Below are 16,393 nucleotides of genomic sequence, written 5' to 3' on the forward strand. Positions count from 1 at the left end.
TGTCTTTTTATTGTTTACATTAAATTATCTGATAAATAGAATCTCCACTGTGAGAGTGAATTTAGTATACAGGTTAACCTCTTCCTCATACGATAATTTGGCGTATCAGACCGTTTTTATGACTATAGCTAGTTAAAAAGAAACAATAAGTTTTTTACACTATACCAAAATATATCTTACCAATGGTTAGTACCTGCTTTGTTTTTATACATTTCGTCATTCTCATTTCAAATTTGCCCAAGCAGTTTGAATGGCGGCAATTTCCTCTTTGAACTGTGATTTGTTCGTTTTCAGATAGGCAAGGTAAAAATCAATCTGTGCTGTTTCGTCGGTAATCAGCATTTCTAAACGGCGATTGTGGACTTGGCTTTCGCGCGTGAGCTGCGTAATATTGGTTGTGAAATACGGCAAACTCGAATAGCGCCTAATTTCATTGAAATCATCAACTTCATCTTGGTAAATGAATTTCGCATTTGGAATATTGTCCTCGATAATTTGTTGCCAAATACCAATGTCGCGAAGAACCACGAAACTAAAACCAGCCATTTCTTGAAACGTCGTTTCGGTTTTATTAGCTGGGACAACCATGGCATCACTGTTAACACGTAAACTTTCCGTGCCGACATAAAGTGATTCGATGTCATCTGTTTGAATTTCTTGGTGCGTGAAAATGAGCTGATAATCTTGAGAAAGCAATTTAGCAATAACTTCATTTTCAGAAAGTAAATCATTATCAATGCTAATATGCTCGGATCCCACATCTTCGGCAATGTAAAGCGGACCAGGAGCTACCGAACCTAATCGTATTTTTCCTGAATGTTTCTCAAAATCTTGGATATGCTTGATGAAGGCTTGCTTGGCTTCTAGTAATTTTTCAGCTTCTTTGGCAGCTAATTGACCTGTTTCCGTTAAGCTAATGCGATTAGGAGTTCGTTTGAATAAAGTTACTCCGAGTTCGTTTTCGAGTTTTTGCATGCCTCGTGTGACCGTTGGCTGAGTGACCATGAGATGTTCTGCTGTGGCAGAGAGCGTACCATATTTGGCAAAAGCAACGAGGGCTTCTAAGAGGTAGTCATCAATCATGAATACTCTCCTTTCTGATTATCATACGTTACAAGTATGCTACCACAGAAGCTGAGCTATTTTCAAATAAAAAGTAACACTAAACCAGTATACGTAAAACGCATACTAGCTTAGCACATAAGTAATGTACTTTTGAGCCATTTAGACGTAAAATGTAGGCATAAAAAAGAACGAGGTAAAAATAATGACAGAAACAATTACTTTAAATGATGGCAATCGTATTCCAGCAGTTGGGTTTGGTGTTTTCCAAATTCCAGCAGACGGTTCGACCTATACAGCTGTTAAGGAAGCCTTAGAAGTTGGTTACCGTCATATTGACACAGCGCAAGCTTATTTTAACGAAAAAGAAGTCGGACAAGCTATCAAAGATTCAGGCATTCCACGTGATGAAATCTTTGTCACTAGTAAACTTTGGATTCAAGATTATGCTTACGAAACTGCTAAAGCAACCATTGATGCAACCTTGGAAAAAATGGGGCTTGATTACCTTGACCTCTACCTGCTTCACCAACCTTATGGCAAAGTCGAAGAAGCTTGGAAAGCTCTAGAAGAAGCCAAAGCAGCTGGTAAAATCAAATCAATCGGTGTGTCAAACTTCACGCCAAACTTTTGGAATCAATTTGTTCCACATTTCAATACGATTCCAGCTGTTAACCAAGTAGAGTTCAACCCCTATTTCCAACAAAAAGCTCTACGTGACTTGCTTGCAAAGGATGATGTTAAAATCGAAGCTTGGGCACCACTCGGACAAGGAAATAAAGACTTATTTGCCGAACCAATCATCACAGCCTTGGCTAACAAATATGGCAAAGATGCTGGGCAAATTATTTTGCGATTTGAAGTGCAAGAAGGTATCATCGTCTTGCCAAAATCAACCAAGAAAGTTCGTATGGTATCAAACAAAGAACTCTTTGATTTTGAATTGACCACTGAAGAAATGGCAGAGCTTCGTGCCCTTGACAAAGGAAAAGGTGCTCATGACCCAGACGCACCAGGTGTTGGAGACTGGCTACTTTCTAACTATGATGTTCATGCTAATGATTAATGGCTCTTTCAGCTCCCTAGCGGAGCTGTTTTTTTATTTAAAAACAATTATACGCCAACTGCATACTAGCATAGAAAAGAAGTAATTTTAAAAGAAGCAGTAGCATTTTATAATAAAATCATCAAGAAAATGATTAACCAAAGGAGAAAAAATAATGATTCAACAACCTACAATAACACTTAATAACGGCGTTAAAATGCCCATGGTCGGCTTTGGTGTTTTCCAAATTCCTGACCCAGATGTTTGTCAAAAAGCTGTCGAAGAAGCCATCAAAACAGGCTACCGTTTAATCGACACCGCAGAAGCTTATGGCAACGAAGAAGCCGTCGGCAAAGCTATCAAAGCTTCAGGTGTTCCGCGTGAAGAACTCTTTATCACAACAAAAGCTTTCATTCAACACATTAATTACGAAGGTGCCAAGGAGGCTTTTGAAGAATCGCTGCGCAAACTTGATACTGATTACATCGACCTTTATTTGCTTCACCAACCCGTGGGCGATACTTTTGGGGCATGGCGTGCGCTGGAAGAACTTTACAAAGACGGAAAAATTCGTGCCATTGGTGTATCAAATTTCGAAGATGGCCAATTAGCTAACCTTGCTATTTTCAATGATGTCATTCCTGCTGTAAATCAGATTGAACTTCATGTCTTTAATCAAAAAGATGATTCTGTCGCTTACCAAGCGTCTAAAGGTGTTCAAGTTGAAAGCTGGGGTGCTTTTGCTGAAGGACGATTTGATGTCTTTAACAACCCTGTTCTAAAAGCTATCGCTGATAAATACGGCAAAACAACAGCACAAGTGATGCTTCGCTGGCAATTACAACGTGGTATCGTTAGCTTATCAAAATCGGCCAAACCAGAACGTATCCGCCAAAATTTTGATATTTTTGACTTCGAATTATCTGACGACGACATGGCACAAATCAAAACACTCAATACGAATACAACTGTCTTTGCAGACCACCACGAAGCCGCAACGTTTGAACTCCTAGCGGGTTTTGTCGGAAAATCGTTTTAAAATAGAGGAAAATTGTTATGGTCGAAGTAGTACAAAAATTATCAGAGAAAATCTTAGCTGCAATTCAGACAGGAAATTTACAAACAGTAGATAGTCTCATCTCAAATAATGCTGTATTTGTACACATGGGTGTTTGCCTTGATAAAAAAGGTGAATTTGAAGCTATTGAGAAGGGCTTAATTGCAGTCAAAAAGATTGATGTTGCTGAAGAAAAAACGATTCTTAGCGGAGCAACAACCATTATTCTTAGAAAATTGCAATTAACAGCAGTAGTGCAAGGAAATGAAGTGACCAATCCTTTTGTTGTTGCGGAAACGTACACCAAAGACAATGTAGGAAATTGGTTGCTGATGTCAACGACCTATACTCGTATCGCTATCGACTACGACGATTATCATATTTAGTAGAAAATTCGTTATCAATCAAGAAGGTCATATTACTATGGCTTTTTCCTTTATTATAGGGTTTTTACTGCCACCTCATTTTGAAAAAATGTTATAATGATGAAGGAATTTAAGAAGAAAGGTGGGCTGCTATGGCAATTACAAAAGAAATGTTAGGCGACCGTTTGACTTGGGTGGCAATTGATTCTGATAAGATTAGTCAAACATCTAACTTGTATGCTGAATATGGCATTGATGAAGAATTGATTTCTTATGCCTTGGATAGAAATGAACGTGCGCATATGGAGTATGATTGGCAAACCGAAACCATGATTATCATTTACAATGTGCTAAATCGAACCAAAGAAGATAATCATTACGAGACAATTCCGATAACTTTTGTCGTTCGGGGTGACCAGTTAATCACGATTTTTAATTCAGATAATGCCTACATTGTTGATTTAATGCGACATTATTTACAAAGACGTCCTGATGTTTCCATTTATAAATTCCTTTTTATGAGTTTATTTCTTATCGCGGAAGCGTATTTCCCATATTTGGAAGAAATGGATAAAAGCACCAGTCAATTAAATCGTCGTTTACGTCAACGGACCACCAAGAAAGATTTGCTAGGGCTTTCTGATATTGAAACAGGAATGGTTTACCTCGTTTCTGCCTCTAATCAAAACGTCATTCTTCTTGAACAACTTAAAGGTCAAGCTTTTTATAAGCAACTAAATAATATTGAAAAAGAGCAATTGGAAGATTCGCTGATTGAAGCACGCCAATTATCCAGCATGACACAGGTCAATGCGCAAGTCTTACAACAATTATCAGGAAGCTATAACAACATTTTGAACAATAATCTAAATGATAATATGACAACATTGACGATTATATCAGTTGTTTTAGCAGTATTTGCAGTTATTACTGGATTTTTCGGAATGAATGTGCCTTTGCCATGGATAAATGATAAACACGCTTGGGTAACTATTATTGTGATTTGTATTGTCCTTTGGCTTCTCATTGTGGCACTTTTACGTTATATGATATACCGAAAATCTTAATATAAAGGGAGAAAATTTATGTCTGAAATGTCAAAAGAGCGGTTGGTTGCCTTTACGGATGCTGTTCTGGCTATCATTATGACCATTTTGGTTTTGGAATTAGAACGTCCATCAGAATTAACATGGTTAGCCTTGTGGGAGTTAAAAACCAACTTTTTTGCCTACACCATTTCCTTTTTCTGGCTGGGAACAATGTGGGTCAATATGCACAGAGCTTGGGACAATGTTGAAAAAGTCAATAACCGCTTGGTTTGGATTTCCATGCTTTTGTTGTTTTTCTCATCATTTTTCCCTTACACAACCTCTTTAGTGGCTAGTGATTTTAACAGTTCAGTAGCACAAATTGTCTATGGTGCTATTGTTATGCTCGTTTCTTTCACTAATGTTTGGATGTATTCAGAATTAACCAATGTTGCTACCACAAATGAAGCAGAAGCAGCTGCAAGAAGCCATAATAATTGGATGCGTTGGGACATTGCTATAAAAGTTATTGGTATGCTATTGAGCATGACCGTTTTTCCACAAGCCATGATGTGGGCTGTACTTTTTACCGCTGTTGTCATCGTTGTCCCAAGGTCAATTTAAAAAACACGCTACAAACGTGTTTTTTTGTTTTATCTCTTAACTAAGAAAAGTTTTCCTTGTGTCGGAATGATAATAGCTAGCGCTAAAATAACGAAAATCAAGGTTAACAGCCCAGCTGTTCCGTTAACGGTGAATGAATACCAATAAGGCGACATTCCTTTTGGCGCATAACTTCCCCAGAAAATAAAGCCAGCGACGAAATGCCAAAAATAGCGGACAAAGACAGCTAAGATAGCACCACCTGTCGCGTAAAATAAAGCACGTCCTTTATTGTCCTTGGCAAGAGCATTTTGAAAAGGAACAGTAAAAATACCAGCTAAGCCCATGGAAACAAAGGCAACGATGTATTCGATAAGCACTTGTGATAAGGCTAAATACCACACTTTACCAAGGATAAAATGTAGTAAGCCCCAAATCAGCCCAGCCAATACGCCATATTTTGTGCCACGACGTAGTGCAAAGAGGACTAAGGGAATAGCTCCAAACGACGGTGTGAACCAGCTTGCAAAATCTGGAATGTAAGATAAAGCCATGGCTAAAGCAGCTACTAAAGCTGTTTCAATCAAAGCAGACAGTTGAGAATTTTTTGATGACATAAATAAAAGCTCCTTTTGATACAAAGGAGCTTATTTTTCTGATAATATGTGCAATGATATTCAAAACAAAGTTTAAAACGGTCATGTCACAATCCCTACGCTCGTACTAACGAGATCAGGTTATCAGGATTTCGCAAATGCGATCTCAGCCAGAGGCACTCCTTTGTGAATCTAATTGCTTATAGTCTAGCATGAAAGAAAGTTTCTTGTCAAGCTTAGTTTTCATGCTTTTTGAAAATTATCACACATTTCCAAAATTGGCTCAGACTAGAGACCATAATTGTAATCATCATCTTGCATGGCTTCAACAGAACCAAGGAGATAACCATTTCCGACTTGACTAAAGAAATCGTGATTAGACGTTCCTGTTGAAATACCGTTCATGACAATAGGGTTAACGTCGTTAGCAGTATCTGGGAAAAGTGGATCTTGCCCCAGATTCATCAGGGCTTTATTGGCGTTGTAGCGCAAGAATGTCAATACTTCATCAGTCCAACCAACACCGTCATACAGCGATTTGGTATAATTTTCCTCATTTTCGTAAAGTTGATAAAGTAAATCATACATCCACTCACGAAAATTGTCTTGTTCTTCTTCAGATAATTCATTGAAACCAAGTTGGAATTTATAGCCAATGTAAGTGCCGTGAACAGATTCATCACGGATAATCAATTTGATAATTTCAGCAACGTTTGCCAATTTATTGTTGCCAAGATAATAAAGTGGTGTGAAAAATCCAGAATAGAAGAGGAAAGTTTCTAGGAAAGTAGAGGCAACTTTCTTTTGCAACGCATCCCCATTTTCATAAATATCATTGATGATTTTTGCCTTTTTTTGCAGGTAGTCATTGCTATTTGTCCATTCAAAAATGGCTTCAATTTCAGATTTTGTGTTAAGTGTTGAAAAAATAGAGGAATAAGATTTGGCATGAACTGACTCCATGAATTGAATGTTATTCAGAACAGCTTCCTCATGGGGGGTTCTGACGTCCGCACGAATCGCTTCGACGCCAGATTCAGATTGCATGGTATCTAGCAAAGTTAATCCGCCAAAGACTTTTCCGACAAGGTCTTTTTCCTCGGCTGACAATTTACGCCAATCATCAAGGTCATTTGATAACGGAATACGTGTATCAAGCCAAAATTGCTCCGTCAACTTTTCCCAAGTTGATTTATCAATGATGTCTTCAATCTCATTCCAATTAATGGCTTCATAATAAGTTTGTGACATTTATATTCTCCTAAAAGTGATTAAGAAAGCCAGCCAAACGACTGGGATTTCAGAAATAGTATTTAAATTTTTAAGATTGTTTTTTTCCATGGAGTAAGCTAACCTAGCAAGGTATTTTGTCAAGAGTGAAAGTTACCCCAATGCTAACATCTTTTTGAATTCCTAAGCGAAAGTAGTTACTGCTTTGATTTTAGTTTTTGTAGAACAAGGACAAGTTTTCTAATCATGAATTACTAACAGCCGTTTACTGCAACGTGTCAATAAGCAAGCCGATTTGTTAAAGTGAATATTGTCTTGTTCATGTTTAACAGTACACAAATCAAAGTTACGCCACGTAATTAATCGACTCGATACTAGCCGATTAATGGAGTTGTAAGTGAGTTAGCCATTTCGCTATAACGTTTGTTGTCTTGTTACTGGGTTCTGCAGAGACAAATCCAAGTGTTCGATAAATGACTCAATAATAATCATTTGGTGAAGTTAGTAAGTGAACTAGGCAAACTGCCATAGCGGTTGCCGTCTTGTTATTAGGTCCTTTAGACAAATCCAAGTGTTCGATAAGTTACGACACGAAACCAAATGACTCGATAATAGTCATTTGGTGAAGTTAGTAAGTGAACTAGGCAAACCGCCATAGCGGTTGCCGTCTTGTTATTAGGTCCTTTAGGACCAATAACAAGTGTTCAGTTAAATCACGCAGCTTTCGCATTGGTTTGAGCCGACTTCATCACCGTCATCGGTAAAGGTACGGATGTAGTAGATTGATTTAATGCCTTTATTAAAAGCGTAATGGCGCAGGATAGACAGGTCACGAGTGGTTTGTTTACTTTGCGTTTTCCATTCATAGAGACCTTGCGGAATATCGCTGCGCAAAAAGAGCGTTAGTGACAATCCTTGGTCAACGTGTTCAGTCGCCGCCGCATAAACATCAATGACTTTTCGCATATCCATATCATAAGCAGAAGTGTAATAAGGAATAGTATCTGTCGATAAACCAGCAGCTGGGTAATAAATCTTACCAATTTTCTTTTCCTGACGTTCCTCAATACGTTGCGTAATCGGGTGAAGCGACGCAGAAACATCATTAATGTAAGAAATGGAACCATTTGGAGCAACTGCTAGACGATTTTGGTGGTAAAGTCCGTCTGTTATCACAGCATCGCGGAGCTTAGCCCAATCCTCACCGCTTGGAATAAAATGTTCTGCAAAGAGTTCTTTCACACGGTCAGATTTTGGAATAAATTCACCTGTAATGTATTTATCAAAGTAGCTTCCGTCAGCGTATTTTGAGTTTTCAAAACCTACAAATGTTTGCTGACGTTCACGAGCGATATGATTTGATTCCACCAAAGTCCAATAATTCATTAACATAAAGTAAATATTGGTAAATTCAATGGATTCTGGGCTACCATAATGAATGTGGTGTTGAGCTAGGAAGGTATGAAGCCCCATAGCACCAAGTCCAAAGGTATGCGCTTGTTCGTTGCCATGCTTGATTGTTGGCACAGCTTCAATAGATGAGGTGTCTGAAACAAAAGTCAAAGCGCGTGTCATGGCTTTGATAGAACGTCCAAAATCAGGTGAAGTCATCATATTAACCACATTTGTTGAGCCCAAATTACATGAAATATCAGTTCCCATTTTGACAAATTCTTGAGCGTCGTTAATCACGCTAGGGGTTTGAACCTGAAGCACTTCTGAACAAAGATTTGACATGATAATTTTACCGTCAATTGGATTGGTACGATTAGCTGTATCAATATTGACCACATAAGGGTAACCAGATTCTTGTTGTAATTTCGAAATTTCAGTTTCCAAATCACGTGCTCTAATTTTGGTTTTGACGATATTTGGGTTAGCAACCATTTTGTCATACTCAGCCGTAATATCAACATAGCTATAAGGCACGCCGTATTCACGCTCAACACTATATGGGCTAAAGAGATACATCTCTTCGTTATTGCGAGCCAATTCGTAAAATTTATCAGGTACGGTGATACCAAGAGAGAGAGTTTTGACACGGATTTTTTCGTCAGCATTCTCTTTTTTGGTTGATAGAAATGCCATGATATCTGGGTGGAAAACATCAAGGTAAACAGCACCAGCTCCTTGACGTTGCCCCAGTTGGTTAGAATATGAAAAACTATCTTCAAAGAGCTTCATGACAGGAACAACACCAGAAGCTGCCCCTTCATAACCCTTGATAGGAGCGCCAGCCTCACGTAGATTTGAAAGGCTGATACCAACACCCCCACCGATACGGGACAATTGTAGCGCTGAATTGATAGAACGCCCAATCGAATTCATATCGTCAGTTACTGAAATGAGAAAACAAGAGACGAATTCACCACGGCGACTACGACCAGCATTTAAAAAGGAAGGTGTAGCAGGTTGATAGCGTTGATGAATCATTTCAGTTGCCAAATCACGTGCCAATTCTTCATTACCATCAGCAAAATAAAGAGCGTTAAAAAGAATACGGTCTTCGATACTTTCAAGATAATATTTACCGTCATTTGTCTTTAAAGCATATTGCTGATAAAACTTATAGGCGGCCATGAAAGATTTAAAACGAAATCCTTGCGCTTGCAAGTCCTTAGCCAAACTTTCAATAAAATCTGGCGTATATTTGCTGATAAATTCTGACTCGATATAATCATTGTCAATCAAATAGTTGATTTTATCAATAATCGTGTCAAAAGCCATTGAATTTGGAATGACATTTTCACGAAAGAAAGCTCTAAGGGCTTCTTTATCTTTATTAAGAGGAATTTGTCCATTCACAGGACGGTTAATTTCATTATTAAGGCGAAAATAAGAGACATCGCCGAGATTTTTTAGACTCATAAAGTAAGATACCAACGCTCATTAATTGAAGTGTGGTAACTCCTTTCTAATTTAATATAGAAGGTTTAGATAATTTCTTTTAATTTTGCAGGTTGAAAGCCAGAAAAAATAATGTCACCTGCTTTAACGACTGGCGCAGCAGAGAAGCCAAGGTCTTTTACGTAATCAATCATATCAGGGCGTTCGTCAATGTTGATTTCTTGGTAATCAGCTCCCTCTTTATCCAAGAGTTTTTTTGTCATTTTGCACTGCATACAGTTATTTTTTGAAAAAATTGTGATTTTATTAGCCATTAGGGCATCCTCCTAAAAAATATTTCCTTATGGGAAACTCAATGTTCATTTAGAATAACCAAAATTAGTCAAAAAAGCAAGAAATATCTCTCGAAAAAACACAATATATAGTATTTAAAAATAATATCACACACAAAATATTGTAAAACCAAGCTTTTTAGAAATGCTAAAGTTTTATATTACATTCTATGTTATAAAACCTAACATAGGATTGTGAATTATACTTGACTAAATATTCTGAAAGTTGTATAATTAAAAAACCATTATTATATTTCGGGGGTCTGTACATGACAGAATTTTTATCAAAGTTTTCCTTCAAAGATGGTGAGTATTCGTATTTTAATCTTGAAGAAGCGGTTTCTCATTATGGAGGAGATATCAAGAAAATCCCTTACACTATTCGTATATTACTTGAAAGTTTACTCAGAAAGTATGATGGTGTAGATGTTACAAAAAATCACATTGAAAATTTAGCAACTTACAATCCTAAAAAAACAAGCGGAGAAGTTCCATTCAAACCAAGTCGTGTCATCTTACAGGATTTCACAGGAGTTCCTGTTGTTGTTGACCTTGCGTCAATGCGTGATGCCATTGTTGCCAACGGTGGAGATGCTGAACTTATTAATCCAGAAATTCCAGTTGATTTGGTTATTGACCACAGTGTCCAAGTTGATTTCTTTGGCTGTGACACAGCGTTAGAAGATAATATTAACCTTGAATTTAAACGTAACAATGAACGTTATGAATTTTTGAAATGGGCAGAAAAATCATTTGATAACTACCGTGCGGTGCCACCTGCAACTGGTATCATTCACCAAGTTAACATTGAATTCCTTAGTGATGTTGTCATTGAAAAAAATGGCATGCTTTATCCAGATTCAATGTTTGGTACTGATAGCCATACAACAATGATTAATGGTATTGGTGTTCTTGGTTGGGGTGTCGGAGGTATCGAAGCAGAAGCAGCGATGCTTGGTGAAGCGTCATTCTTCCCAGTTCCAGAAGTTATCGGTGTTCGTTTGACAGGTAAACTTCCTAAAATTGCAACCGCTACCGATTTAGCCCTTAAAGTGACACAAGTTCTTCGTCAAGAAAAAGTTGTTGGTAAATTCGTTGAATACTTTGGTGACGGTTTATCAAATCTTAGCCTTGCCGAACGTGCAACTATTGCCAATATGGCACCAGAATACGGTGCAACTTGCGGCTATTTCCCAATTGATGATGAAACGCTTAATTATATGCGTTTAACAAACCGTAAAGAAGACCATATTGCTTTAACAAAAGAATACGTCAAACACAATAATCTTTTCTACGACCCAGAGCATCAAGCGGAATACACTAAAGTCGTTGAAATTGATTTATCAACAATTTCACCAAGTATTTCTGGACCAAAACGTCCACAAGATTTGATTGATTTGACACAAGCCAAACAAACTTTCCAAGAAAGCTTAGTTCGTGAAGCTGGTGTTCAAGGCTTTGGTTTGACAGCTGATGAAATCAATAAAAAAGCAACCGTTCATTTTGATGACCAAGATATTGAGATTCAAACAGGACACGTGGCTATCGCAGCTATCACATCATGTACAAATACCTCAAACCCTTACGTCTTGATGTCAGCTGGTTTGCTTGCGAAAAATGCTGTTGAACGTGGTTTGCGCGTAGCTCCAACAGTTAAAACATCACTTGCTCCAGGGTCTAAGGTGGTTACAGGTTACCTACGTAATTCTGGTTTGCAAACTTACTTAGATACACTTGGCTTTAACATTGTCGGTTATGGTTGTACGACATGTATCGGTAACTCAGGTAGCCTTCGTCCAGAAGTGGCAGAAGCTATTACAGAGACAGACTTGTTAGCATCTGCTGTTTTATCAGGTAACCGTAACTTTGAAGGACGTGTTAATCCACTTGTCAAAGCAAACTTTCTTGCTAGCCCACCACTTGTTGTGGCATATGCACTTGCTGGAAACACAAATATTGATTTAACAACAGAACCGCTTGGCTTTGACCAAAATAATGCACCTGTTTACCTTAAAGACATCATGCCAACAAATGACGAAGTGGCAGAGTATGTCAATAAATACGTAACGCGTGAATTATTCGAGCAAGAATATGAGCATGTCTTTACAGACAGCGAAAAATGGAATCAAATTCCAACAGAAGAAAGTAAGATTTACCATTGGAATGAATCGTCAACTTATATCCAAAATCCACCATATTTTGACAATCTAGGTGATGATTTAGCGATTAAACCATTGAAAAATCTTAAGCCATTAGCCAAATTTGGTGATAGCGTGACAACTGACCACATTTCACCTGCTGGTAATATTGCTAAAAATAGCCCAGCTGCTAAGTATTTAGATAATCATGGTGTTGATTACGTTGACTTCAACTCATATGGTAGCCGTCGTGGTAATCACGAAGTCATGATGCGTGGAACATTTGCCAATATTCGTATCCAAAACCAATTAGCAGACGGTAAAATTGGCGGTTACACAAAATACAACGGCGAAATCATGCCAATTTATGACGCTGCTATGCATTATAAAGAAGATAATGTCGATACTTTAGTCATTGCAGGTAAAGATTATGGTATGGGGTCTAGTCGTGACTGGGCTGCCAAAGGTTCTAACCTTCTTGGGGTTAAAGCTGTTTTGGCTGAAAGTTTTGAACGTATTCACCGCTCAAATCTTGTCATGATGGGTGTATTACCATTGCAATTTTTAGAAGGTGATACAGCAGAAAGCCTTGGTTTAACTGGTCTTGAAACATACGATATTAATCTTTCAGAAAATCCTGGTATTCACGATGTTGTTGATGTTGTAGCTCGTGATGACTCAGGTGAAAAACACTTTAAAGCCATGGTACGTTTTGATGCCGACGCTGACATTCGTTACTATAAAAACGGCGGTATCTTACCAATGGTTGTTAGAAAGAAATTGGAGGAAGCATAATCTATGACAGGAGGAAGCGGATTAAAAGATTTAATAGCTTGTAATACCCATATTAGTTCAATTATTGATGATAATTTATCTTACGCAGGTTATAATATTTCTGAATTAATGGATAACGATGCTAGTTTTGAAGAAGTGATTTACCTTCTTTGGAACTTGCACTTGCCAAATAAAGCAGAGTTTGATAGTTTTGTTAAAGAACTTCGTGAAAATTATGCTATTAGCGATGCGGTTGAACAATGTATTTTGATTCAGTCGCGCAGCCATTTACACCCAATGAGCGTGCTTCGTTCAACAGTTAGTTTGCTTGGTGTGTATAATGTCAATGCTGAAGATAATTCTGAAGAAGCAACATACGAACAATCTATTCAATTAATGGCTAAAATGCCAACGATTATTGCAACTTTTGCGCGTTTACGTGACGGAAAAACACCAGTTGCTCCACGTGAAGATTTAGGATTTGCAGCGAATTTCCTTTACATGTTAAACGGCGAAGAGCCAACACCATTGCAAGTAAAAGCTTTAAATCGTGCCTTGGTTTTACATGCTGACCATGAATTAAATGCGTCAACATTCGCAGCGCGTGTCTGTGCGTCAACATTGGCTGATATTTATTCTTGTGTGACAACTGCAATTGGTACGCTTAAAGGACCACTTCACGGGGGTGCTAATGAACGTGTCTTTGACATGTTAACTGAAATTCGTGAAATGGGTGATACCAAAGCGTATTTGAAAGAAAAATTGGATTCGCAAGAAAAAATCATGGGCTTTGGTCACCGTGTTTATAAAACACAAGACCCACGTGAAAAATATTTGCGTGAAATGGCACAAGCTCTTACCGAAGGTACTGAAAACGAAGTGTGGTTCAACTTGTCACGTGAAATTGAAGATTACATGAAACACACTAAAGGGCTTATCCCAAATGTCGATTTCTATTCGGCAACGGTTTACCATGTTCTTGGTATTGATAGTTCGATTTTTACCCTTATTTTTGCAATGAGTCGTGTATCAGGCTGGATTGCTCATATTCAAGAACAACAAAAAAATAACAAATTGATTCGACCACGTTCTCATTATACTGGAGAGCTCGGTTTGAAATACACACCACTTGAAGAACGCTAAAAAGCCTTAGAAAGGAAAAACGAGAAAAATGGCAGATAAAATCATTTTAGAAAATGGTCACTTGACTGTTTCTAACAATCCAATCATCCCTTTTATTGAAGGGGATGGCGTTGGACGTGACATTTGGAAAAATGCGCGTGCTGTCTTTGATGCAGCGATTGAAAAAGCTTACCAAGGTCAGAAAAAAGTTGAATGGCTTGAGATTTTGGCTGGTAAAAAAGCGCATGAAGCAACAGGAGAATGGTTACCAGAAGCAACTCTTGAAACGATTAAAGAAGATTTGGTCGCTATCAAAGGTCCACTAGAAACACCAGTTGGTGGTGGGATTCGTTCACTAAATGTTGCCCTTCGTCAAGAATTGGATTTATACGCTTGTGTGCGTCCTGTTCGTTATTTTAAAGGGATTGAAAGCCCACTTAAAGAACCAGAAAAAACAAGCATTACTATTTTCCGTGAAAATACGGAAGATATTTATGCAGGCATCGAGTGGAATGCTGGCACAGAAGAAGTGAAAAAAGTCATTGATTTCTTGCAAAATGAAATGTCTGTCAGCAAGATTCGTTTTCCTGAAACAAGCAGTATCGGAATCAAACCTATCTCACAAGAAGGTAGTGAACGTTTGATTCGCTCTGCGATTGAATACGCTCTTGCTAACAATTTGACTAAAGTTACTCTTGTTCACAAAGGAAATATTCAAAAATTCACAGAAGGTGGCTTCCGTAGTTGGGGTTATGACCTTGCAAAACGTGAATACGCTGATGAATTAGCCAGCGGAAAATTGGTGATTAATGACATTATTGCCGATAATTTCTTGCAACAAATTTTGCTTAATCCTGAAAAATTTGATGTTGTGGCTTTGACAAACCTCAATGGTGACTACGCTAGTGATGCCCTTGCTGCCCAAGTTGGTGGTATTGGAATCTCACCAGGTGCCAATATCAACTACTTGACAGGTCACGCTATTTTTGAAGCGACACACGGAACTGCACCAGATATTGCTGGTAAAGACATTGCCAATCCATGTTCTGTTCTTTTGTCTGGTTGCATGTTGTTTGATTACATTGGTTGGACAGAAGTGGCTAGCTTAATTACAGCAGCGATTGAAAAAACATTCGCTCAAGGTCAATTTACAGCTGATTTGGCGCAAGGAAAAGTAGCTTGCTCAACAAGTGAATTTGCAGCAAAACTCATTGAAAATTTGTAAAATAATAACCTAGAACAAGTCATGTTCTAGGTTTTTTGATATAATGAGAATAGTTTGAATTTTAGAAGGTTGGAGTTTTATGACATATTCATTGGCAGACATTGTCTTTTTGTTTTTTATTTATTCGTTTGTAGGCTGGCTTTGGGAGACGGTTTATTGTTCGATTAAGGATAAGAAGTTTGCTTATCGTGGTTTTTTAGTGGGACCGTATTGCCCCGTTTATGGCTTTGCAGTGACAACGGTTTTACTAGCGACAGAGCCGTTTCAGAGCAATATTTTATGGCTGTTCTTGAGTGGTTTGCTTGTAGCAACAGCATTTGAATACGTTGCAGGCTGGCTGTTAGAGACGGTCTTTCATATGAAATTATGGGACTACAGTCAGGAGTTTGGTAATATTCAGGGACGTATTGCACCGCGGATATCACTTTTCTGGGGATTTGGAATTGTTGTTCTCGTTGAATTTATTCAACCAGGAGTGATGTGGCTAATTAATCACCTGAATGATTGGGTAGCATTGGGTATTGTTGTTGTGATGACAGCAGATTTGATTTGGACAGTTGTTGATACGGTGAAATTCCAACAAGCTGCTATTGCTTTTGAGAAATACGTTCGTGCCGAGCAAGAAAAATTACGCGAATCAGTACGAACAGAAGTTGGTGATTTAACACAGCAAGCTGAAGTCTTTAGCAAACGTTTGGAAAATTTACGACTTCACATCAATGAAACCTTGAGAGAAAAAGGAATCGAGCCATTCCGTTTCAATCAACGTCGTATGCTTAGAAACTATAAAAATTTCCGCTTAACGACAGCCCCATTTTTGAACGAAATTCGTAAACAAACAGCTGCCTTAAAAGAAAAACGTAATGAGAAAAACAATCATTAAGATAATAAAAGCACCCTAACAGTGAGAATTCCTCTCGCCAGGGTGCTTTTTTACGTCATGTCAATGTTTTAGTTACCGTGAGGTTG

At 38.1% G+C, this 16,393-nt stretch carries 14 protein-coding genes and 1 riboswitch; of the genes, 9 read left to right on the top strand and 5 right to left on the bottom strand.

Annotation, left to right across the window (positions count from 1 at the left end; genetic code table 11):
• Positions 1–222 precede the first annotated feature (222 nt).
• On the bottom strand, positions 223–1,083 hold the full coding sequence (locus BTR42_RS04175; protein WP_013642880.1) for a LysR family transcriptional regulator: 861 nt from the start codon (positions 1,081–1,083) through the stop codon (positions 223–225).
• Positions 1,084–1,267: 184 nt separating this feature from the next.
• On the opposite strand from BTR42_RS04175, the gene BTR42_RS04180 reads away from it, so the two are divergent.
• The 5 genes from BTR42_RS04180 (at position 1,268) to BTR42_RS04200 (ending at position 5,181) form a co-directional block, all read left to right on the top strand.
• Entirely contained in the window at positions 1,268–2,128 is an 861-nt protein-coding gene (locus BTR42_RS04180; protein ID WP_077496549.1) for an aldo/keto reductase, read from the top strand.
• A 154-nt stretch (positions 2,129–2,282) separates the two neighbouring features.
• Positions 2,283–3,146, top strand: a complete 864-nt coding sequence (locus tag BTR42_RS04185; RefSeq protein ID WP_077496551.1) for an aldo/keto reductase — start codon at positions 2,283–2,285, stop codon at positions 3,144–3,146.
• A 17-nt stretch (positions 3,147–3,163) separates the two neighbouring features.
• Positions 3,164–3,550, top strand: a complete 387-nt coding sequence (locus BTR42_RS04190) for a nuclear transport factor 2 family protein (RefSeq protein ID WP_077496553.1) — start codon at positions 3,164–3,166, stop codon at positions 3,548–3,550.
• 131 nt (positions 3,551–3,681) lie between these two features.
• Positions 3,682–4,596, top strand: a complete 915-nt coding sequence (locus BTR42_RS04195; RefSeq protein ID WP_009853812.1) for a magnesium transporter CorA family protein — start codon at positions 3,682–3,684, stop codon at positions 4,594–4,596.
• A 27-nt stretch (positions 4,597–4,623) separates the two neighbouring features.
• Positions 4,624–5,181: a TMEM175 family protein gene (locus tag BTR42_RS04200; RefSeq protein ID WP_174564814.1), complete on the top strand. Its 558-nt coding sequence runs from the start codon at positions 4,624–4,626 to the stop codon at positions 5,179–5,181.
• A 29-nt stretch (positions 5,182–5,210) separates the two neighbouring features.
• Here BTR42_RS04200 and thiT read toward each other — a convergent pair whose 3' ends face one another.
• The 4 genes from thiT to nrdH all read right to left on the bottom strand — a co-directional run bounded on the left by thiT (position 5,211) and on the right by nrdH (position 10,147).
• Entirely contained in the window at positions 5,211–5,777 is a 567-nt protein-coding gene (thiT, locus tag BTR42_RS04205) for an energy-coupled thiamine transporter ThiT (RefSeq protein ID WP_009853814.1), read from the bottom strand.
• A gap of 75 nt (positions 5,778–5,852) precedes the next feature.
• Positions 5,853–5,950: riboswitch (TPP riboswitch) on the bottom strand.
• A gap of 94 nt (positions 5,951–6,044) precedes the next feature.
• A complete protein-coding gene (gene nrdF / locus BTR42_RS04210) occupies positions 6,045–7,007 on the bottom strand; it encodes a class 1b ribonucleoside-diphosphate reductase subunit beta (RefSeq protein ID WP_009853815.1) in 963 nt (320 codons plus the stop codon).
• A gap of 687 nt (positions 7,008–7,694) precedes the next feature.
• On the bottom strand, positions 7,695–9,854 hold the full coding sequence (gene nrdE / locus BTR42_RS04215; RefSeq protein WP_077498004.1) for a class 1b ribonucleoside-diphosphate reductase subunit alpha: 2,160 nt from the start codon (positions 9,852–9,854) through the stop codon (positions 7,695–7,697).
• Positions 9,855–9,919: 65 nt separating this feature from the next.
• Complete coding sequence (gene nrdH / locus BTR42_RS04220; protein WP_009853817.1) at positions 9,920–10,147, bottom strand: glutaredoxin-like protein NrdH; 228 nt, start codon at positions 10,145–10,147, stop codon at positions 9,920–9,922.
• Positions 10,148–10,434: 287 nt separating this feature from the next.
• Here nrdH and acnA point away from each other — a divergent pair, with 287 nt between their 5' ends.
• From acnA to BTR42_RS04240, 4 genes are all read left to right on the top strand, one after another.
• The gene (gene acnA / locus BTR42_RS04225) at positions 10,435–13,098 is read left to right on the top strand and encodes an aconitate hydratase AcnA (protein ID WP_013642889.1); all 2,664 of its coding nucleotides are present in this window, start codon (positions 10,435–10,437) and stop codon (positions 13,096–13,098) included.
• Positions 13,099–13,101: 3 nt separating this feature from the next.
• A complete protein-coding gene (locus BTR42_RS04230) occupies positions 13,102–14,220 on the top strand; it encodes a citrate synthase (RefSeq protein ID WP_074656500.1) in 1,119 nt (372 codons plus the stop codon).
• 28 nt (positions 14,221–14,248) lie between these two features.
• Positions 14,249–15,424, top strand: coding sequence for an NADP-dependent isocitrate dehydrogenase (gene icd / locus BTR42_RS04235; protein ID WP_074656503.1), 1,176 nt, complete (start codon positions 14,249–14,251; stop codon positions 15,422–15,424).
• 79 nt (positions 15,425–15,503) lie between these two features.
• Entirely contained in the window at positions 15,504–16,307 is an 804-nt protein-coding gene (locus tag BTR42_RS04240) for a putative ABC transporter permease (protein WP_009853821.1), read from the top strand.
• Positions 16,308–16,393 lie beyond the last annotated feature (86 nt).

This window comes from Streptococcus gallolyticus subsp. gallolyticus DSM 16831 (genome assembly GCF_002000985.1).
GTDB lineage: Bacteria > Bacillota > Bacilli > Lactobacillales > Streptococcaceae > Streptococcus > Streptococcus gallolyticus.